The sequence below is a fragment of the Rhodobacter maritimus genome (assembly GCF_058747975.1).
On the sequence record NZ_CM179095.1, the window covers coordinates 2,582,090 to 2,602,312 of the forward strand.

Annotated in this window: 22 protein-coding genes; 4 read left to right on the plus strand and 18 right to left on the minus strand. The window is 66.7% G+C overall.

Going from position 1 to position 20,223, the window contains the following annotated elements:
• Positions 1–17 precede the first annotated feature (17 nt).
• Both AC4PTO_RS13105 and AC4PTO_RS13110 read right to left on the minus strand, forming a co-directional pair.
• Positions 18–2,309, minus strand: coding sequence for a glycosyl hydrolase family 28-related protein (locus tag AC4PTO_RS13105; RefSeq protein WP_492729141.1), 2,292 nt, complete (start codon positions 2,307–2,309; stop codon positions 18–20).
• Between the two features lie 221 nt (positions 2,310–2,530).
• Complete coding sequence (locus tag AC4PTO_RS13110; RefSeq protein WP_492729143.1) at positions 2,531–4,129, minus strand: lysine--tRNA ligase; 1,599 nt, start codon at positions 4,127–4,129, stop codon at positions 2,531–2,533.
• Between the two features lie 107 nt (positions 4,130–4,236).
• Between AC4PTO_RS13110 and AC4PTO_RS13115 the strand changes: the two genes are divergently transcribed.
• Positions 4,237–4,659: a tellurite resistance TerB family protein gene (locus tag AC4PTO_RS13115; RefSeq protein WP_492729145.1), complete on the plus strand. Its 423-nt coding sequence runs from the start codon at positions 4,237–4,239 to the stop codon at positions 4,657–4,659.
• A gap of 8 nt (positions 4,660–4,667) precedes the next feature.
• On the opposite strand, the gene dacB is transcribed toward AC4PTO_RS13115, so the two are convergent.
• The 7 genes from dacB to AC4PTO_RS13150 form a co-directional block, all read right to left on the minus strand.
• Entirely contained in the window at positions 4,668–6,098 is a 1,431-nt protein-coding gene (gene dacB / locus AC4PTO_RS13120; RefSeq protein WP_492729147.1) for a D-alanyl-D-alanine carboxypeptidase/D-alanyl-D-alanine endopeptidase, read from the minus strand.
• Positions 6,099–6,151: 53 nt separating this feature from the next.
• Entirely contained in the window at positions 6,152–6,760 is a 609-nt protein-coding gene (locus AC4PTO_RS13125) for a nicotinate-nucleotide adenylyltransferase (RefSeq protein WP_492729149.1), read from the minus strand.
• Between the two features lie 87 nt (positions 6,761–6,847).
• Positions 6,848–7,807 carry a diguanylate cyclase domain-containing protein gene (locus AC4PTO_RS13130; protein WP_492729151.1) on the minus strand — a complete coding sequence of 320 codons (960 nt, stop codon included), beginning with the start codon at positions 7,805–7,807 and terminating at the stop codon, positions 6,848–6,850.
• 59 nt (positions 7,808–7,866) lie between these two features.
• Positions 7,867–8,454 (minus strand): heme NO-binding domain-containing protein, encoded by a 588-nt coding sequence (locus tag AC4PTO_RS13135; protein ID WP_492729153.1) that lies wholly within the window; start codon positions 8,452–8,454, stop codon positions 7,867–7,869.
• A gap of 67 nt (positions 8,455–8,521) precedes the next feature.
• Positions 8,522–10,273: a hypothetical protein gene (locus AC4PTO_RS13140; RefSeq protein WP_492729155.1), complete on the minus strand. Its 1,752-nt coding sequence runs from the start codon at positions 10,271–10,273 to the stop codon at positions 8,522–8,524.
• A 70-nt stretch (positions 10,274–10,343) separates the two neighbouring features.
• Positions 10,344–11,075, minus strand: a complete 732-nt coding sequence (locus tag AC4PTO_RS13145; protein ID WP_492729157.1) for an HAD family hydrolase — start codon at positions 11,073–11,075, stop codon at positions 10,344–10,346.
• A gap of 61 nt (positions 11,076–11,136) precedes the next feature.
• A complete protein-coding gene (locus AC4PTO_RS13150) occupies positions 11,137–11,424 on the minus strand; it encodes a DUF3572 domain-containing protein (protein ID WP_492729159.1) in 288 nt (95 codons plus the stop codon).
• Positions 11,425–11,508: 84 nt separating this feature from the next.
• Between AC4PTO_RS13150 and AC4PTO_RS13155 the strand changes: the two genes are divergently transcribed.
• Positions 11,509–12,909 carry a diguanylate cyclase gene (locus AC4PTO_RS13155; protein ID WP_492729161.1) on the plus strand — a complete coding sequence of 467 codons (1,401 nt, stop codon included), beginning with the start codon at positions 11,509–11,511 and terminating at the stop codon, positions 12,907–12,909.
• 17 nt (positions 12,910–12,926) lie between these two features.
• Here the strand turns inward: AC4PTO_RS13155 and AC4PTO_RS13160 are convergent, their stop codons facing one another.
• The 4 genes from AC4PTO_RS13160 to AC4PTO_RS13175 all read right to left on the minus strand — a co-directional run bounded on the left by AC4PTO_RS13160 (position 12,927) and on the right by AC4PTO_RS13175 (position 15,123).
• Positions 12,927–13,448, minus strand: coding sequence for a periplasmic heavy metal sensor (locus tag AC4PTO_RS13160; protein WP_492729162.1), 522 nt, complete (start codon positions 13,446–13,448; stop codon positions 12,927–12,929).
• Positions 13,445–13,852 carry a hypothetical protein gene (locus AC4PTO_RS13165; protein WP_492729165.1) on the minus strand — a complete coding sequence of 136 codons (408 nt, stop codon included), beginning with the start codon at positions 13,850–13,852 and terminating at the stop codon, positions 13,445–13,447. Before AC4PTO_RS13165 ends, AC4PTO_RS13160 begins: the two co-directional genes overlap by 4 nt.
• Entirely contained in the window at positions 13,845–14,429 is a 585-nt protein-coding gene (locus AC4PTO_RS13170) for an RNA polymerase sigma factor (protein ID WP_492729167.1), read from the minus strand. The genes AC4PTO_RS13165 and AC4PTO_RS13170 overlap by 8 nt, the downstream gene beginning before the upstream one ends.
• Positions 14,430–14,529: 100 nt before the next feature.
• Positions 14,530–15,123, minus strand: a complete 594-nt coding sequence (locus AC4PTO_RS13175) for an EF-hand domain-containing protein (protein ID WP_492729169.1) — start codon at positions 15,121–15,123, stop codon at positions 14,530–14,532.
• A gap of 165 nt (positions 15,124–15,288) precedes the next feature.
• Between AC4PTO_RS13175 and AC4PTO_RS13180 the strand changes: the two genes are divergently transcribed.
• Positions 15,289–15,699, plus strand: a complete 411-nt coding sequence (locus tag AC4PTO_RS13180) for a DUF983 domain-containing protein (RefSeq protein WP_492729171.1) — start codon at positions 15,289–15,291, stop codon at positions 15,697–15,699.
• The gene (locus tag AC4PTO_RS13185; protein ID WP_492729173.1) at positions 15,692–16,417 is read left to right on the plus strand and encodes an NUDIX hydrolase; all 726 of its coding nucleotides are present in this window, start codon (positions 15,692–15,694) and stop codon (positions 16,415–16,417) included. The genes AC4PTO_RS13180 and AC4PTO_RS13185 overlap by 8 nt, the downstream gene beginning before the upstream one ends.
• On the opposite strand, the gene AC4PTO_RS13190 is transcribed toward AC4PTO_RS13185, so the two are convergent.
• From AC4PTO_RS13190 to AC4PTO_RS13210, 5 genes are read right to left on the minus strand one after another with little or no spacing between them, the layout of a single operon-like run.
• Positions 16,411–17,337 (minus strand): AEC family transporter, encoded by a 927-nt coding sequence (locus tag AC4PTO_RS13190; protein WP_492729175.1) that lies wholly within the window; start codon positions 17,335–17,337, stop codon positions 16,411–16,413. The genes AC4PTO_RS13185 and AC4PTO_RS13190 overlap by 7 nt on opposite strands.
• Entirely contained in the window at positions 17,334–18,227 is an 894-nt protein-coding gene (locus AC4PTO_RS13195) for an EamA family transporter (RefSeq protein ID WP_492729176.1), read from the minus strand. Before AC4PTO_RS13195 ends, AC4PTO_RS13190 begins: the two co-directional genes overlap by 4 nt.
• A 9-nt stretch (positions 18,228–18,236) precedes the next feature.
• Positions 18,237–18,710, minus strand: coding sequence for a lipocalin family protein (locus AC4PTO_RS13200; RefSeq protein WP_492729177.1), 474 nt, complete (start codon positions 18,708–18,710; stop codon positions 18,237–18,239).
• A 26-nt stretch (positions 18,711–18,736) separates the two neighbouring features.
• Positions 18,737–19,081 carry a hypothetical protein gene (locus AC4PTO_RS13205; RefSeq protein ID WP_492729179.1) on the minus strand — a complete coding sequence of 115 codons (345 nt, stop codon included), beginning with the start codon at positions 19,079–19,081 and terminating at the stop codon, positions 18,737–18,739.
• A gap of 9 nt (positions 19,082–19,090) precedes the next feature.
• On the minus strand, positions 19,091–20,134 hold the full coding sequence (locus AC4PTO_RS13210) for an aldo/keto reductase (protein WP_492729181.1): 1,044 nt from the start codon (positions 20,132–20,134) through the stop codon (positions 19,091–19,093).
• Positions 20,135–20,223 lie beyond the last annotated feature (89 nt).

Sequence of the window (20,223 nt, forward strand, 5' to 3'; positions counted from 1 at the left end):
GCACCCGCCCCGATCGCTCAGTTCGGGTTGTCCATGCGGATCTTCAGGTTCACCCGCCCGCGCGCCGCCTGGGACCAGTTCAGCGTCACCTGCCGGCGCTGCGCGCCCTGCTCGACATTGACGAAGGGCATTTCGGAGACACGCGCGCCCGTAGCATTGGCGATCATCCCCTCGGCCACCACGCTTTCCACATTGCGCGCCCAGCCCCCGAACGGCAGATAGCCCGCCGGGTCGATCGTCCAGACCGTCTGCGCCGCAGCCTGATCGAACTGAAGCAGGACCGGGTTCGACACGAATTGCGTCACCCCGTTGAAAGTGTTCCCCTCGATCTTGATGTTGCGCATCCGCTCGTTGTCCAGCGCGGCAAAGGTCGTGTCGACCCTTTCGAAGCGGTCCACCGATCCGTTAAGCGACTTGAACACGTTATCCGCGATCGTCAGGCCGTGGATGAAATGCCCCGGCCCATGGGGCTTGACCGAAAACCACGCAAACCACGGCGCGACGTTCAGGCAGACGAAGGTGTTGCCGCTGACCGTCAGCCCGCCAAAGGAATACTCGACCCCGAAATCCGGTTCGGTATCGTATTCGTTCGTCCACTCGATCACCGAGTTGTCGATGTAGTTGCCGGTCACGGCCGATTGCACATTGGTCTGCGTGAAGACAAGGCCTGCGCCGCGCACGCCGGACTGCTCTTCATCGCCCTGGAACCAGTGGTTCCCGACGATCAGGTGCCCGGTCCCGTTCAGGATCATCGTCGTGCCGAAACGCACGAAGCGCGAATCCCGGATCTTGGAATCGTTGGCATTCACGTTCAGCGCAACGGTCGTGCGGTCCTGCACCGGCATCTGCATCTCGTTGGACAGAAACTGGCAGCGGTCGATCAGGATGTCCTGGCAGCCCCGCCCGATCGAGGTGATCGCGCGGTCCTTGGGGCGCACCACATAGCTGTCGCGCAGATGGAACATCTGGCCCTCGGCGGGCAGCATGATGCAACTGCCGATGCCGTTGCACAGGAACTCCACATCGTCGATGTTGAAGCGGTCCAGCCGCGCCAGCCCCGAGAAGTCGAGCGCATACTTGTAGCGCCGGAAGCTTAGCACCCGCGTGCCAGAGCCGCCATGGAACGGCTGTGACAGGGTAATCGCCCCCGCGGCCACATTAACCGCACGCACATAGACCTCGCGCCCGACGCCTGCGCCCGTCACATGTGCACCAACGGGGATATTGGCCACATTGGCCACATTGCTCAGCGTAACCGGCTGCGCGATGTCATAGCTCGCCTGCGAGGTCACGACCGTGTCGTCCCAGGCGGGACCCGCGATCAGGTTGATCTGCCCGTTGCGCAGCACCCGCCGGTTCGAGAAAGAGCTCAGATCCGGCGCCACCGCCTTCATGTCGATCGGTTCGGTCAGTTCCACCCGGCGGCCGCACATATCCAGAGTATTGTGATCGGTATAGGAAAACAGCGCCTGAAGGGCTTTGCGAAGGCCCGTGGCCTCGTTCCCGAATGCCTCCGCATAGGTCGGGAAATCGTAACTTGCCAGAAGCGCCAGGCGCGCCGTGTCCGGCATGACAAGCGTGCCCTCGAAGCGGACCGGCGCACTGATCGCCAGCGAACTGCCAAGGAAATAGCTGCCCTCGGACACGAGGATCGAGCGCCCGCCCGCCGCCGCATCCGCCGCAAGGAACGCCGCCGTATCGTCGGTGACCCCATCGCCCCGCGCACCGAAATCGCGCACATCGACCCAGTCGATCATGTCGCGCAGGAAGGCGCCGGTGATATCCTCGATCTCGATATCGTCGATGCGCACCACGCCGCCATTGGCCCCGACCAGATCCAGGCCGAAATGGCCGTAAACCGGCCCGGTCCCCCAGACCATGTCGACACCGCCGCGCGCGCCCGTCCCGACAATCGCCGAGACGGTGACCACGCGGCCATAGGCCGCCAGCGTCACCTCGGGACCGGCCTCGATCAGGCCGCCGACATGGGTGCCGTCGGCCCGCGCGGCATAGCCCGCGATGCGAACGCGCGGCAGGTTGCCGCTCATGGCTTTCACGCGCGCGGTGATGCGCAGGTAGCATCCCGGCAAGACCAGCGTCTGCCCGGTATAGCGCAGCTTTTGCGTGTCGGCGGTCTTGGCCAGCTCCAGGCAACTGCCGAAATCCTGATCCGCGGGAGCAAGCGCCGCATTTGCCGCGCCCTGATAGCTTGCCGATCCGGCCGTCCCGTCGCCGCTGGACCACACGCCCAACCCAAGCTCGAAGGCGGGCGGCATCAGCACCAGCCCGTCGGTAATCGCCTTGTTCATCAATGACCCCTTTGCGTTCCGGCCCATCCAGCATGCGGCACGGCGCGCAAAGGGCGGGGGTCCGGCCGATCCGGTCCCTCCGGCCGCATCGCGGCGCGTTTCTCGTGCTGGGAGGTTGCCGGGCGCACCATGCCCCGGCGCAGGCGAAGCTAGGAGCAAAGGTTAAAAAAGGCCTGAGCCCACCGAACGCCCGGCAGGCTCAGACCATTGCCATTGGGCTGTCAGACCAGTTCGCCCGCAAGCGCGCGGTCGATCAGGGCAACCGTCTCGTCCACGCCGTAAAGGGCGATGAAGCCGCCGAAACGCGGCCCCTGAGAGGCCCCCAGAAGAACCTCGTAAAGTGCTGTGAACCAGTTGCGCAAAGGCTCGAACCCGTGATCGCGTCCGACCGCGAAGACAAGGCTTTGCAGCCCTTCGGCAGGGTCTTCGAAGGTGACGTGCAGATCCTGCTTCGGCAGATCCTTCAGCCGCGCGACCAGATCCTGCATCGCCGCGCGTTCCTGATCGTCCGGAAGGCGGAAGACGCGCGTAGGCGCCACGAAATCGCGGAAATAGCGCACCGCGAATTCGGCGGCCTGATCCAGATCCGGATGCGTTTCGGGCGTTGCCTCGGGCGCATAGCGCTTGATAAAGCCCCAAAGGCCGGTCTTGTCGGTCGCCCCGGCCACGCTGGCCAGGTTCAGAAGCATGGCGAAAGGCACCACCATATGGCTTTGCGGCGGGGTGCCGCCGTGAATATGCCAGACAGGGTTGTTGACCTGCGCGGCGACATCCTGCGCCGGATAGGCCCGAAGCTGCTGGTGATATTCGTCCACCGCCTTGGGGATCACGTCAAAATACATCCGCTTGGCGGTCTTCGGCTTGAGATACATGAAATAGCTCAGCGACTCGGTCGAGGCATAGGTCAGCCATTCGTCGATCGACAGGCCATTGCCCTTGGATTTCGAAATCTTCTCGCCCTTGTCGTCCAGGAACAGCTCATAGGTAAAGTGCTCGGGCGCGCGGCCGCCAAGCACTTCGCAAATCCCGTCATAGATCGGCGTGTTGGTGGAATGATCCTTGCCATACATCTCGAAATCGACATCCAGCGCCGCCCAGCGGGCACCGAAATCGGGCTTCCACTGCAACTTCACATTGCCGCCCGTCACCGACAGGGTCAGCTCCTCTCCGTCCTCGTCGTTGAAGGTGATGGTGCCCGCCTGCGCATCGACATGCTTCATGGGCACATAAAGCACCCGGCCCGTCTTCGGGCTGATCGGAAGGAAGCACGAATAGGTCTGCTGGCGCTCCTCGCGCAGGCTGGCCAGCATGATCTTCATGATGTCGTCATACCGCTCGGCCGCGCGCAGCAAAACGGCATCGAGCTTGCCCGAGCGGTAATAATCCGTCGCGCTTGCGAATTCATACTCGAAGCCGAACGTATCGAGGAACCGGCGCAGCATCGCGTTGTTGTGGTGGCCAAAGCTTTCATATTCACCGAAAGGGTCCGGCACGCTGGTCAGCGGCTTTTGCATGTGCTGGCGCAGCATTTCCTGCTGGGGCACGTTCTCGGGCACCTTGCGCATCCCGTCGAGATCGTCGGAAAAGCACAGAAGCTTCGTCGGAATATCCGAGATGATCTCGAAAGCGCGGCGCACCATGGTCGTGCGGGCCACCTCGCCGAAGGTGCCGATATGGGGCAGGCCGCTTGGCCCGTAGCCCGTCTCGAACAGCACATAGCCCTTCTTCGGCGGCGCCTTCTCATAGCGTTTGAGCACGCGGCGGGCTTCCTCGAAAGGCCATGCTTTGGAGTTCATTGCAGCGTCGCGCAGCGTCGTCATGTCATACCTCTTCGCGGGGGCCCCTTGCCCCCATCGCGCTCCACCTATTGAACGGGGGGGCAATCGTCAATAATTTGCGCTGAACCGTTCTTATCAGGATGACCCCCGTGACCGACACCCTCGCCTCGCTTTCCCCGCAAGACGCCCTGATCGCCGTGATGGTGGCGGTGTCGATCTCGGACGAGAATATCCGCACCTCCGAACTTGTTGCGATCGAGCGCATGGTCAACCACATGCCGATCTTCGCCACCTATGACATCGACCGGATCCGCATCGTGGCGGGAACCGTCTATTCGCTGTTCGAGGAAGAGGACGGCCTTGACGCGCTGTTCGGCCTTGTGCGCGACGCACTTCCCGAAAGCCTGCGTGAAACCGCCTATGCCCTGTCTTGCGATGTGGCCGCGGCCGATGGCGCGCTGCGCCAGACCGAGCTGCGGATGCTGGAAGAGGTGCGCAACGAACTGGCCATCGACCGGCTGCATGCCGCCGCCATCGAATGGGGCGCACGGGTCCGGCACCTGACGAAGTAGCGCGGGGCCTAGCTTCCGTAGATCGCGGCCCACCGCTCGATCAGCTGCTGTTGCAGGCGCTTGGACCGGCGCACCCACTCGACCGAGCCTTCCGCGACCTCGAAGTCCTTGAAGCGCGCGCGCCGCGCGACATCGCCGGTCAGGATGGCAAAGACCAGTTCGGTCCCGTCCGGCGCGGTCATGAACCCCGCAAGGCTGGAAACGAAATTCAGCGTGCCGGTCTTGGCCTGCACCTTTACCGGGTGCGATTTCATCGCGCGCCCGTTCTGATCGCGCAGGGCAATATCGCGCAGGATGCCGCGCAGCCCCGCCGGCGGGCCCAGCATCGCAAGCGCCCGCACCATTTCCGCGGGCGTCACGCGCGACGCCGCGCCAAGGCCGGAATGGTCGACGAATTTCGCGCGACTCATCCCCGAACGCGCGCGCGCCCATTCGCCCATGGCCGGGCCGGACCGGCCAAGCGCGGCCGGGGCACCGCGTTGACGGCTGGCCGTCATTCCCACCGCCTCGGCGGTGATGTTGGTCGAATATCTCAGCATGTCGCGCAGGACATCACGCAGCGCGGCACTGGATTTCTGCACCAGAACCGTCCCCCCCGGCAGCGCGGCGACCGGCTGCGGGGCGGGCAGCGGGATCCCCTGTGCACGGGCCAGGGTCTGGAACACGTCGCCCGCATAAAGCTCGGGGTGGCGCACCGGCAACCAGCGGCTTCCGCCCTTGCCAAGCGCGGCCTGCGCAACGGTCCAATGCTCTTTCCCGCCGCGATCGCCATAGGTGAAAAGCGGCGCACGGCGATTGGCCAGCGAGACATCGGCCGTATAGGCGCGCGGCAGATGACGCTCGCCACGCGCATCCATGCTCAGCTGATATCCCCCGCCCGCGCGCTTCCATTCGAAATGCACGCGGTTGTAGTTCAGGATCAGGCCCGAAATCGACGGGTTGTAGCCCACATGCACGGGCTGGTCATTGGCAATCTCGGGCGCGAAGGGCAAGGCGCCGCCCCAGACCAGAAAGGCGCCGGTCACCCCCGTTACCCCCCGCGCGCGCAAACCCGCGGCCATATCGCCCAGATCGTCGGTGCCAAGCGTCGGATCACCACCACCCGCCAGGACAAGGTCCCCCTGGACGATCCCGCCCGCAACCGGGCCGGTGGCAATCAGCCGGGTGTCGAACCGATAGCTCCCGCCAAGTGCCTCGAGCGCGTAAAGCGCAGTGATCGCCTTCACGGTCGAGGCGGGCGGCATCGGCCGGTCGCCGGCGCGCGCCTCAAGAACAAGGCCGGTCCGCATATCGGCAACCTGATAACAGACATCACCCCCAAGGGCGGCCGCGCGCACCAGATCCTCGGCCGCGGCGACGGACTGGGTCGCCTGACCGAAGGCCGGACCGGCAAGCCCCGCCGCCAACCCGCCAAGCATCGCGCGCCGCGTGATCTGCATCCTCGTCCCCCTCATCGTCCCGAAAACAGCTTAGCGCGTGCCTGACGCCGCGTTCAAGATGACCTTCGCCATTGCCCGCTTGCCCTGATCCGGCTTGAGGACATGTCGTTCATCGGCGCATTGATCAGGCACCATGCCGGCGGCGCGCAATGGGGCAGCCGGCGTGCCTCGGCCTCGGACAGGCGGGCAGGTTCGTAAATGCGCGCCGCCCGCGCCAGCCTTGCCCGCAGCCGCGTTCCGGGCCGCGTGATCACCCCCACCGGCACCATCCCCAGGATGCCCTGCCAGTTGTCCCAACGGTCGAACTGCACGAGATTGTCCGATCCCATAAGCCAGACGAAGCGCACGCCGGGATAGATCGCGCGCAGGCGGGTCAGCGTTTCGGCCGTGTAGCGCGTGCCAAGGCGCGCCTCGACATCGGTGATCGTGACGCGCGGATCGCGCATGACTGCGCGCGCGCGGGCCAGCCGCTCGGCTATCGGAGCCGGCCCCTCGGGTTTGAGCGGGTTGCCCGGACTGACCAGCCACCACACCCGGTCCAGCCCGAACCTGCGCAATGCAGTGCGGGTGATATGGACATGGCCTTCATGGGCGGGGTCGAACGACCCCCCCAGCAAGCCGATGCTCATACCCTTTCGGGCAATGGGAAACCCTTGTTTCATGGCCAAGCCCTAGCGGATCACGCACCGGAAGGGGAGAGTGAATTTCCACCCGCCCGCCGCGCGCCCGTCTCTGTGCGGCCGGGCCGTTCATCCCGCCCCGGCCAGCGTGCAGCGCCCCCGCCCCGCACGCTTGGCGGCATAAAGCGCCGCATCGGCATCGGCATGCATGCGATCGGGGTCGGGCCGCGCGTAGGCGCTGGAAATAACCCCCCCGATCGACCCGGAAATCCGGCACGGCGCGCCCTCGATCAGGCAGGGCTCTTCCAGCCGCGCGATGATCCGCCCGGCCAGTTCCTTCAGGCGGCAAGGGTCGGACACCCCATGAAGCAAAAGCACGAATTCGTCCCCGCCGACGCGGGCGACGACATCGCCCTTGCGGGTTTCGGTGCGCAGGATCCGCGCCACCCGTTCAAGGATCCGGTCGCCTGCGGCATGGCCGAGGGAATCGTTCACCGCCTTGAACCGGTCCAGATCAAGATGCATCAGCGCGAAAGGCAGGCCCCCGCGGTCAAGCGCCGCCACGGCGTCGCCGATGGCACGCTCAAGCGCCCGGCGATTGGCAAGCCCGGTCAGTGGGTCGGTCTGCGCCTGCGCCTCGGCCGAAAGGCGCGCCTGCTCAAGCCGCAGATTGAGGGCGCGCAACTCGGTCAGCACCGCCTCTTTCGCCTCTTGCAGATAAAGCAGCTCCATCGCCAGGTCGCTTGGTGCGAAATCCGCCTCGGTCAATCCGAATTCCCGCACCGCGTCGAACAGACCGATCCCGAAACTGAGGTTCAGCAGAACCCCGTGCCGCCCCGCCGCGCCCAGATCCACGGCGCTGCCCCGCAGAATCGTCGCCGGGCGCGCGACCAGCGTCAGATGCAACCGGCCCCGCCGCACCAGCCCTTCGGCAAAGCCGCGCTGCGCCTGACCGCAAGGCGCGCGCCCGATCTTGAAATGCCGGTCGAAAGGCTGGCCGACAGTGCGGCACCCGCCCAACAACTTTTCCAGGGTCGGCCCCACCCCCAGAATCCCGCCCTCGCGCGACAGCCAAAGAAACATCGGCATCAGCCGTGCCAGGGCCGGCGGAGAAAGGGGGACGGCGGGGCTTGCAGCGGCGGCCCCCATCAGTGAACGGCCGCGGGCTGGGTCAGATCGAAGCGCCGCCCCTCGGCAAATCGCGCGTCATGCAGCGTCACATGGACGATCCCCGCAGCCCCGTATCCGGCCTCTTCCATTTCGATCAGCGCCAATGCGCCGTAATCGTCGGCCATGGCCCGCAGCAACCCCGCGACGACCGCGACCCAACCTTCCCAGCGGGCATGCACCTGCATCCGGAACCGCCCGCCCGCCGCGTCGCACAAGACCAGAGAGGGCATTTCAAGCTCGGGCAAGGCCATCAGCCCGCGGCCCTCCAGCTCATCCAGAGACAGCACGAATTCCGCGAAATCCGCCCCCCCAAACCGCAAAAGCCTGCGCAGCGGCTCGATCGAGACAAGATGCGCCCCCAGATCCTCAAGCAAGGCAAGGCGCGGCTTTCCAAGACGCGCGGCCGCGGCATCCAGCAACGCCTCGGTCAGATCATCTGGATATTGCAGCATCGGCTCGAACCCATCCGGCAAGAGGCCGATTTCCCCCGCAACATCGCGCCACAGGTTCTTTCCATAGGTTTCGTTCAGGAAATTCTGAACCGATCTGTTGATCAGGCCATGCATGTGCAACCTCTACCGTTTCACGGCAGACTAGCCCTGCGGGGTTAAGAAACCCCCAATTCCCGAAGGTTCAGGGGCTGGCGACGAAACTGTGGCCGCCGACATCAAGCGCGTTGATCCCCGACGGCAGGACGGAAAATCCCTCGCGCAGGATGCTGTCGATCAGATCGCCGGCGGAAATCTCCTCGCCGCTCAGCGCGCGGGTAAAGGCCGATTGCTGCCACCCCGCGGGCCCGTTCAGCAGGACCGGCGCGCCGGACAGCGCACGCAACTGCCTGTGATTCAACAAGATCACGGCTTCCTCACCCGCAGCATCGGGCAACATGTCCGCCAGCACCACCAGGCATCCCGCATGCGCCGCTGGCGTCGGCTTTTCGCAGGCCTGAAGCCATCCCTGCAAGATGCGCGCGCCCACGTTGTCGAAAAGCCCGTCGGGCAGCACAGCCCCCCGCGGCGCCACCAGAAAGGCCTTGCGCGCTGCTGCAATGGCATCACGGTCCGGTGCCGCCGCCTGCGCGGGGCGCATCTCCCAGCTACCCTCTGCGGTATCAAGCTGCACCAGCCGCGCCGCCAGATCTTCCTGCCCCGCGCCCTGTGCCCGCTGCCGCAACCCGGCAACGGCATGCGCGCCCGCCGTCCCCCAGTCATGCGCCAGTTCCCACAGGGGCAGGTCGCCTACGGGCAGCTGCCCGGCCTCGAAACGCGCCATCTGCGAGCGGACCGCGATCCGCTCGGGCGAGATCAGCGGCGTCAGCCACAGGGCCGAAAGCGCGATCAGCACCAGCGCCATCGCCAGATTGGCGCGCCGGACAAGCCCCATCCAGCCACGCCCCGCCAGAACCGCCAGCGTGTAAAGCAGCGCATAGCCACAGGTGACAAACACGCTTGCCGCGGCCGAAACCCGCACCGGCGTCCAGCCATATTGCCCCACCCGCAGCACAAGCGCCCAGACGGCAAGCCCGGCCAGCACCGGCAGTAACAGCGCCAGAAGCCGCGCCGCAGGCGGCAAAAGCCTGTCATGCGCGCCCTCGATGTCATCCTGATCGACGGTGATCGAGATCAGCGCCACCGCCGCGGCCGCCACCCCCACCAGGATTCCCGTTGCCGAAAGATGGCCGAAAAGCCGGTCGAGCCCGCGAAACGGCAGCGCGGCCACGAAAACCGCCACCACGATCAGGACGACGGGCAGCAGCAACCGCAACAGGCGCAACAGCAGATAGGGCGAGATCAGGTCCGGAAGGTCCGTCACCACGGCCAGGCCCAGCCCCAGCACCGCGCCGCTGAGCATCCAGATCACCGCCTCTTCGCGCAGCAGATGCTTCAAGGCGTCGATCCCGACAAGTTGCAGCAGCTCGTAAGACAGCACCAGAACCAGCCAGACCACCGCCACGAACATCAGCGCCGCGGCATAGCGCACGACGATGTTCCACGAATTCATGAACAGCGCGGGATAGTCGTTCCAGCCCGCGCGCCCCTGCTGCCCGATCCCGATCAGGAACGGCACCGGAAGCGCGCCCAGCAACACGGCGGCAAACAGCACATGTCCCGTTTCAAGGAATGCCCCTGCCGTGGGAAAACCAAGCGAGTCGATGAAGACAAGCACCCCGAGGGGCAGCGCAATCACGGCCGCAAACAGAAGCGTCGGGCGCAGCCGCAACTCGGCGGCCATGGCAAGCGCGGGGCCGAAGAAGCCCACGACGAGAACCGTCGCCACAAGCGCCAGCCGGCCCTCCCAAAGATCGGGCAGCCGGTCGGTCATCACCCAGCACGAAAGCCCGGCAATGGTTCCGAGAATGACGTAGGAAAGCCTGCCGATGCCCATGTCGCACCCTTGTCGCGTCTGATGTTGCGCCGGAACGCTAACGGTCCGGGGCCGGAAATGCCAGAGGCGCTCAACCCGCGGCCAGACGGTCCAGCCAGCCCGGAAGCCCGCCGATATCGGGCAGGACAATGTCGGCCTCGGGGGCCAGGTCGTCGTGCCGCGCGGGCCCGCTCAGGACCCCCACGGTCCGCATGCCGGCCGCACGCCCCGCATGCAGGTCGTGCAGGCTGTCGCCGACCATGGCGATCGCGCCCGGCGCCGCGCCCACCGCCCTTGCAAAGGCCAGCAACTGACCGGCAGCCGGTTTCGCGCCGAACCCGCTGTCATATCCCGCGACATAAGAGAAAAGATCCTCTACCCCGGCCTTGCACAGATGCGCGCGGGCCGGCGCCTCCGCGTCATTCGTTGCCACCCCGAGCGTAAGGCCACGCCCGCGCAACCCCTCCAGCAGCGGGCGCAGCGGCACGGCGGGCACAAGCGGGGCCTCGGCGGCACGCAGGTTCATGTCGGCAATCAGATCGGGGCGGCGCCACTGCGTCAGGTGTGGCAACAGAAGCGCGGCCACCTCATCGACCGTCCCGGCAATCACCGGCGACCGGGGATCGAAACTGCCCGCCCCGCGCACCCCATCCGCATCTGGCGGGTCGAAGCGATAGCCGATCGCATCGGCCAGCCGCGTCGAAAGGGCCAGGTCGCCATCGGCAAGACGGCCAAGCTGATCGCGCGCCCATGCCCCCCAACTGGCCTGAAAATCGAAAAGCGTGCCGTCCTTGTCGAAAAGGATCGCTCTAATCGCCGGCATTGCACCTGTCCTTTCCCTGAATGCTCTGGCTGACCGATCGGCGCCCGATTTGCAAGGCCGCTCAGGTCCAGTGACGCATGTCCCCGCCGCCCAGGATCGCGCGGGCCTGCATCGGCTGTTCGGGCGGCGTCTGCGTATCACGGCAGAACCCCAGCACCCATTCATCTTGCATCAGAAGGAAATCGAGCACCGCCGCAAGGAAAGCCGGATCTTGTGCGCGCTGCCGGATCCCCGCAAGATCGGCCCCGGTCGCGCCCAGAAACGCCCCGAAGATTTCGTCATCCCCGGCGATCCAGCCAAGCGCCCGGATCGCCAGATCCTGCGCATCTTCCTGCCGATGAAATGCCATGTCCGACCTTCCGGAAAGGGTTTGTTAACCTTTTTGAAACAAAAAAGTCCTTGATGGTCGAATGTAAAGGGAGCGCGTGCTAGAGTGGCTGGGAAAATCCTCATCGTGGACGATTTTGCCGCCAACCTGGCCGAGCTTGGGGCCAGGCTGGCCGCCGCACGATACGAGACAGCGCAGGCGGACAGCGCAGGCGAGGCGCTTCGCCTTTGCATTCAGGAACGCCCCGACCTGGTGATGATCGGCACACATCTGGCAGACCCCGGCGGTGCACAACTTTGCCGGCAGTTGAAGCAAACCGCCATCACGGCCGAAATTCCGGTGATCCTTGTTTCGAACCACTGCGATACCAAGGGGCGCCTTGCCGCCCTGCGGGCCGGGGCCGACGATTTCCTGTCCAAACCCGTCGACGACATCCTGCTTCTTGCGCGTCTGCGCAGCCTGCTGCGCGCCCGCGAAACCGACGAGGAGCTGCGCCTGCGCGACCAGACCTGCCGCACGCTCGGCTTCGCCGAGGCGGCAGAGGGTTTCAGCGGCCCCGCCCGGATCGCGCTGATCGCCGCCGACAGGGCGACCGGCGCGATCTGGGAAACCACCCTTTCGGGTTTCATGCCGCGCGACCTGTTCACCGTGCTTGCCCAGGAAGAGGTGCTCGGCGCGGCCGACCTGAATGCCCCGCCCGATGCCTATGTGATCTCGGCCGATCTCGCGCATCGCTCCGAAGGCCTGCGCCTGATGTCGGAACTGCGTGCGCGTCCCGCCACGCGCCACGCCGTGATCTGCATCGTGATGGATACCACGCCGTCCGAAGGGGCGGCCATGGCGCTGGACCTGGGCGCCAACGACCTTCTGCCTGCGGACATGGCCTCGGCGCCGCTTGCGGAAGAAGCCGCGTTGCGGTTGCGCCGTCAACTGGCGGGCAAGCGCATTGCCGACAGGCGCCGCCAGCGTGTGGCGGACGGGCTGCGCCTTGCCGTCACGGACCCGCTTACCGGGCTGCACAACCGCCGCTACGCCCTGCCGCACCTGTCGCGCGTCGCCGATCAGTCGCAAAAGACCGGGCAGCAGTTCGCGGTGATGATCCTCGATCTCGACCGCTTCAAGTCAATCAACGACACGCTTGGCCACAGCGCGGGTGACGGGGTTCTGGTCGAGGTCGCCCGCCGCCTGGACGCCAACCTGCGCGAAGGCGATCTTGTCGCCCGGATCGGCGGAGAGGAGTTTCTTGTCGTGATGCCCGAAACCTCGCTCGGCGCGGCGCGCGTCACCGCCGAGCGGCTTTGCCGCGCGATCGAACGGGAACCGATCGAGCCGGGCGGGGGGCATGCGCCGGTCTCGATCACCATTTCGATCGGTCTCGCCATCGGCGGGGGCGGCGGGGTGCAGTCCACGGACGATCTGGTCTCGCAAGCGGATCGGGCGCTGTTGCGCTCCAAGGCCGGCGGGCGCAACAGGGTCCATATCTCGGGCACGGCAAGCGCGGCCTGATCCCGGGCCGCGGCCGCCTAGTTGCCTTTCGCGTGGTCGGGCATGCGTTCGCGGCGCTCTGCCATCCGCTCCAGCCGGTCGGCAAAGGCCTGCCGTTCCGCGGCGCTCATCGCCTTCACGCGTTCCACCATCAACCGCTCTCCAAAGGCCGAACGCTCCGCAAGCCTCTGGCGGCGGGTTGCGAAGACCTCCTGGACCACGGCCTCGTCCAGAGGTTCGGCGCGCAGCGCGGCGATCAGCCTTCGGTAATCCTCGCGGGCGGCCTGGCGCATCGCACGAAACCCCGTGCTTTCGCGCTGCGCCGCACGGCGCAGGGCCTCGCGGTCGTTCTGCGACAGCGCCTCCGTGAACGGCCCGATCGAGACGTCGGAGATCATCGGGCGCGGCGGGTGCCTGTCATGCCGGATGATCCCGCCCACAACCACCCCCGCAACCAGAAGGTTGAGCGTGACCGACGCGATGAACGCCGCCTTGACCCAGCCCTTCAGGCGCGCGCGCGCCGGTTCGGACGGTGCTGCGATCTTGTCCTTTTGCGTCATTCCTGACCCTCCAGTTCCGTGGCGAAGGCCAGCACATCGGATTCAGGCATCAATTCGACCGTGCCCAGAACCTCGGTAGCCCCCAGATAGCCCGACGCGGCATCGGTGATGCCGCCCACGCCCGAAAAGCCGATCCACACCCCGGCGGCGGTGGCCATCACCATGCCGCCCGCAGTTTGCCAGCCGCCGAAAATCGCGCGCAAACCCGCCAGCAGGCCCGACCGGGCCGCCCCGGCGGGCGCAGCGCCCGCCACTTGCACCGCGGCCGGGCGACGCGCATCCGCATCCTCCAGCATCCGGGCCAGCAATGCCGGCGACGGCTCGGGCGGCGCGCGGCGCGCGGCGGCGAAGAAATCTTCCACATGATCAAGATCCGGACGACCGGACCGTTCGTTCTCAGTCATGACCAAACCCCAGTTCCTCTTTCTGCCCGGCCAGATCCGCGGCCAGTGCCCGTTTCCCGCGCGCCGTAAGGCTTTCGACGGCCTCGACGCCAATATCCATCGCAACGGCAATCTCGGGGTTCGAAAGCCCCTCGAGATGACGCAGCACTACCGCCTGACGCTGACGCGCGGGAAGCCGGTCCAGCGCGCCCTGCAAGGCCGCCGCGCGGTCCGCGTCGATCATCGTCTCAAGCACGCCGGGGCGCCCGTCCTCGGGCTCGGGCGCCTCGTCAAGCGCCACGCCCCGCCGGCGGCGCAGCCGGTCCGTCGCCAGGTTCGTCACCACGCGATACAGCCACGTTGAGACCTGCGCCTCGCCCTGACGCCATTCCGGGGCAACCTTCCACAGCCGCAGCATCGCCTCCTGGGCCAGATCCTCGGCCTCGGCGGCATCGCCCAGCATCCGCATCGCCACGCGATAGGCCAAAGGGCCAAGCCGCACGACCAGACTGCGGGCCGCGCCCCGGTCCCCATTGGCATAGAGAACCAGGAGTGCCTCGTCAGAAGCGTCGTTTTGCGCGTCGAATGCCATATCCATCCTGCTGCCGGCCTAGCGCGAATTCACCCGATTGGCAATTTCCACACCTATGTGCCCGCGCGCCCCAAGGCCACCCGCCCCGGGGCGCGCAGCGCGATCCTCAGTTGCGTCCGCCGCGCCCCGGCATGCCGTCACAGTTGAACCGGCCCTTGCCGTCCTTGCCGCCATGGTGCCGGCCGAAACGCGCATCCTTGCGGCCATCGCGGCCCTGCGCGCGCATCATGTCCCGGCGGGCCTGCATCTCTTCGGCGCTGACCGCGCCGTCGCCATCGGCATCCATGCGCTGGAACATCCGATCGGGCATCGGGCGGGCGGCAAGCTCGGCGGCCGACAACATGCCATCGCCATCGCTGTCCTGCGCCGCGATCCGCGCCTTCACGCGCGCCTCGATACGGGCCTGGGCATCCTTCATCTCCTGCGCCACAAGCTCTTCGAGGCTGATCTTGCCATCGCCATCCGCGTCAAGCTCGGCCGCCCTGGCCGCGCGGGACGCCTGGATCTCGGCCTCGGTCACCTTGCCGTCGCCATCGGTATCGAACCGGGCAAACGGGGCGGCAAGGCCCTGCGGCGCCGTATCGGCCGCCGCCGGCGGCGCGGCGGGCGCTTCGGACTGGGCATAGACCGGAATGGCCATCGCAAGGCTTGCGCCGCCCAGAATGATCGCCACAGCGGCATCCCTGAAATTCGGTTTCATCACGTCGTCTCCTGTATGGTCCGCAGCTTCCCGCTGCCTGATGCAAACCAAACGCGGCAGCCCCACGTTTCCGTCGCAAAATCCCCGATCTCACCAAAGCGTGACATTGCGTGCTTTTCTTGCCGTCCGTTTCGATGGATAACTACCCCGTCAAGGGAGAAGACGATGACCGACACCACCTACGATCAGGAGACGGACCGCCCGATGCGCCGCTCGATCCTGCGCGGCCTGGCCTGCCGCTGCCCGCATTGCGGCAAGGGGCGGCTCTTGCATTCCTATCTGAAGGTGAACGATCACTGCCCCGAATGCGGCGAGGAATTCTTCCATCACCGCGCCGATGACGGGCCGGCCTACATGACCATCCTGATCGTCGGGCATCTTCTGGCCCCGCTGATCCTGTGGTTCTTCGTGGCCTACCGGCCCGAGCCGATGACGATGATCGCCATTTTCATGACCGGCAGCATCGCGCTGTCGGCGGTGCTGCTGCCGCGCATGAAGGGCATGATCGTGGCGATCCAGTGGGCCCAACGCATGCATGGCTTCGCCCACGCCGGAGCATCGCGCCGCAATGACTGACACCGCCGCGCCATCGCAAGGCCCCGATATCGACAAGTCCCGCATCATCCGCGATGCCGCCACGATCCTTCTGGTCCGGCGCGACAGGGGCAAGGCGCCTTCGGTTCTGATGGGCATGCGGGGGGCCGGGGCGGCCTTCATGCCGTCGAAATACGTCTTTCCGGGCGGTGCGGTCGATCCGGGCGATGCCTCCATCCCGCTGGCGCGGCCCTTGTCCCCGGTCTGCGCCGCGCGGCTTGAAAGCGGCACCACCCCCGGCGCCGCCCACGGGCTTGCCGCCGCCGCCGTGCGCGAGCTGTGGGAAGAGACCGGGCTGATCCTGGGCGCACCCGGGCAATGGCCGGGCGCGGTGCCCGCCGACTGGGCCGGATTTGCCGCGCGGGGCTATCTGCCCTCGGCCGCCGCGCTGAATTTCGTGTTCCGCGCGATCACGCCGCAGGGCCGGCCGCGGCGCTTCGATGCGCGCTTCTTCCTGGCCGATGCCGCGCAGGTGCAAGGCGATCCGGACGATTTCTCGCAGGCCTGCGACGAGCTTTCGCACCTGCACTGGGTGCCCATCGCCGAGGCGCGGCAACTGAACCTGCCCTTCATCACCGAGGTGGTCCTGGCCGAGGTTTCGGCGCTTCTGGGGGATGGCAGCGCAGCGCCCGCACACCCCGAGAGCGTGCCGTTTTTCGACAACCGGCACGCGCCCTCGGCTTTTCGCCGGATTCAGTAAAGCCAGGAGATCAGCGACAGCGTAAGCGGAATGCTGACAAAGGCCACGATGGTCTGGGCCGTGATGATGGCCGCCATCAGCGGGGCGTCCGCCCCCATCTGGCGCGCCAGCGAATAGGCCGCCACCGCGACGGGAAGCGCCGCATAGATCATCGCCACCTGCGCCACGATCAGCGGCGGCCCGATCAGCCAGATCGCAACGGCCACCACCAGCGGAAAGACCACAAGCTTGCCCACCGCCGCAAGGATGACCGGCCCCATCGAGGCCCGCAGCCCGTCCAGCCGCAGGTTCGCGCCCACACAAAGCAGCATCACCGGCAACGCACCCTGCCCCAGCACCAGCGCGGTTTCGTGCAGCACGGGCACATGGCCCAGCCCCATGAGGTTGAACGCGACACCCGCAAGGATCGACAGGATCAGCGGGTTGCGGATCAGCTCGCGCAGCGTGCCGCCAAGGCGCGATCCGCCATGCGTGCCCAGCATCATCGCCAGCATGCTCACCATCACCACATTGACCACCGGCACCAGCAGCGCCGAGCCCAGAACCGCCGTCTGCAAGCCCTGCGCGCCGAACATCGCCTCGGCGATGGCAAGGCCCACGAAGGTGTTGAAGCGCCCCACCCCCTGCACGACATCCGTCCCCTGTGCAGGCGCATAACCCGCAAGGTGCTGCGCCAGCCAGCCAAACCCCACCGCGGCGAAAAAGCCGGCGTAAAGGATACCTGCAAAGCCCCCCAGGGGGGCCGCGCCCAGATCCGCGGACGAGATCTTGGCAAAGAACAGCGCCGGCATCAGCACCCAATAGACCAACCGGTCGTTGAGGTTCCAGAACTCGAAGGATGGAATGCCGCCCCGCCGCAGCACATAGCCAAGAACGATCAGCGCAAAGGTCGGCGCGATGGCCAGCCAGGCTCCTATCATCGGGGCGCTCCAAGAACGATCAGCACAAGGCTGGCGACCACCATCGCAATCCCCCCTGCCTCGCGCAAGCTGAGCTTTTCATGAAAGACCAGCGCCGAGGCGATCAGCGTGAACACGATCTCGACCTGCCCGACCGCGCGCACGAGCGCGGCGTTTTGCAGCGAAAAGGCCGTGAACCATCCCGCCGATCCCAGCACGCCAGTCACGCCCACCCAGACCGTGCGCCGCCAGGCCAGGGCCACGCGGCGCAGCTCTCCGGGTTCGCGCAGCGCAAGATAAAGCGCCATGCCAAGGGTTTGCATCGTAGTCACACAGGCCAGCGTCACCACGGCGCGGGACAGGAAATCAAGCGGCATCAGTTCCAGCGTGGCACCGCGATAGCCGATGGCGGAAATCCCGAAAAGCCCGCCTGCCAACACCCCGAAAAGCGAGGCCCGCGTGACAAGCCCGCCCCCTGCGGGATGGCGCGACAGCAGCAACACCCCCGCCAGCCCGACAAGGATGGCAAACCACCCCCAAGGCCCGACCCGCTCGGACAGGATCAGCGCCGAGAAGACGGCAACCTGAACCGTCTCGGTCTTCGTGAAGGCAACCCCAACGGCGAAATTGCGCAGGCTGAACAGCGCCACGGTCAAGAAGGTGGCGGCAACCTGCGCCGCGCCGCCGAAACCCGCAAAAAGCCAGAAGCGCGCCGTGAATCCTGGCATCACTTCGGGCGTGCGCGCCAGCAGCAGCGCCGCGGCCATGGCCGCAAGCGGCGCAGCAAAGACGAACCGCGAAAACGTGGCCCCCCCGGTCGACAGCCCGACACCCTTGAGCTGTTTTTGCAGCATGAAGCGCACCGTCTGCATTGCGGCCGCGCCAAGCGTGATCCAGATCCAGAGCGTCATGACAGCGCGCTACCGGGGGGCGAAACGGGCAGGATCGTAGCCGTTGAAGGCCAGAACCTCTTGCGCCGCGCGCATCAGGTCGGGGCGCGGCGCGGGGCTACGCGACAGCACCATCCCCCACTCGCCCGAGGGCGTGCCAAGCGCCGCGATACGGTAGCCTTCGTCGACCCAAAGCACATAGACCGGCTGGCGCGCAAACGCGCTTTGCGCCGTGATCCGCCCACCGGGCCCGGTCACGACCGCGCGGCCGGCAAGGGCGGCAGGCGCCGGGCCCGCGCAATCCGTGCCCGACAGGCTGTAGCTGCCGACGTCTTCCATCCGCCAGTCCTGCACCGCACCCGCGCATCCCGCCGCATGGCTTTGCACCACATGCCAACGCCCCGCGAACCGGGCCGCATCGAACAGCGCCGCCGAGGAAATCCGCGCCGCGGGGTCACGCCGCCCCGCCCCGCGATCTGGGGACGCGCACGCGGCGAGAAGCATTAGAGCGGTCAGGGCCGCAGCCCGCATCACTCCACGCATTCGCGCACCCGCAGACCGGAAGAGGTGATGACCTCGTTGCATCCAAGAAGTGGCTTGACCGGCGCGCAGGTCATCGAACGGGCAAGGCACACGCCCGCGCAATCCGCCCCCGTCCGGCAGCTTTTATCCGCATCGGGCAGCCGCATCAGGCAGACCCAGCCGCCCGCGCCGGCCTTGCGAAACTCTCCTCCGCGCTTTTCGCAGGCCGCGCGCTCCAGCGCGACGCGCGCCTCGCCGACCGGGGGAAGCGGGGCGGCGGGCGGTTCCCGCCCCGGAATACATCCGGCCAGAACAAGGCCAAGAAGGACACAACTGATGACAAGACGCGGCATCATACCTCCTCAGAACGGCATGGAATGGGCACGATAGGCGCGCAGGATCGCCTTGGAAACCGCCTCATCAAGCACAAGATCCGCCGCATCCAGCGAACGGTCAAGCTGTTCGACCGACGTGGCGCCCACGATCGGGATCACCGGGAAGGGCCGCGACATCACCCAGGCCACCGCCATCGTCACGGGATCAAGCCCGGCCTCGGCGGCAATCGCGGTATAGGCCTCGGTCGCGGCCCAGGTGCGCGCGTTCACCCGCCCCCCCAGTTCCGGCACCAAAGACCGGCGCGAGCCCGGCGGCACCGCCCCGTTGGCATATTTGCCGCTCAGCAATCCGGCGGCCAGCGGCGAATAGGCCAGCAGGGTCACGTCCTCGTTCACGCCAAGCTCGGCCAGATCGCCGTCATAGTAGCGGCACAGCAGCGAATATTCGTTCTGGATCGCCACCGCGCGCGGCCCGTGCCCCTGTTCGGCCAGGCGCAACCACTGCGCCATGCCCCAGGCCGATTCATTCGACAGACCGAAATGCCGGATCTTGCCCTCGGCCTGCAACGCCCCCAGCGTTTCAAGGCAGGCGGTCATGTCGGCAAGCGTGGCCGCCCGGTCCTGCCCCGAGGCATCGAACCCCCAGATCTGGCGGAAATGATAGCTGCCACGGTTCGGCCAGTGGAATTGGATCAGGTCGATATGGTCGGTCTGCAACCGGCGCAGCGCCCCCTCGACCGAGGCGCGGATGGTCTCGGGCGAAATCGGCGCGCCGCCCCGCACCGCCTTCAGACCCTCGCCCGAGACCTTGGTGGCCAGCACGACATCATCGCGCCGCCCGCTTGATGCAAACCAGGTTCCGATGATCTCTTCGGTGCGCCCGATGGTCTCGGCGCTGACGGGATTGACCGGATACATCTCGGCCGTGTCGATGAAATCCACGCCCCTCTCCAGCGCCCGGTCGATCTGCGCATGGCCCTCGGCCTCGGAATTCTGTGTGCCCCATGTCATCGAACCAAGGCAGATCGCCGAAACGGAAATCCCGCTCCGGCCCAGGGGCAGTTTCTTCATCGTCAACTCCGCATTCCAGTGTCGGGCAGACCCTGCCACAGCCCCGCCTCGGAAGGAAGGGGGCCGGGGCATGCAGGAACGCCCCCCGG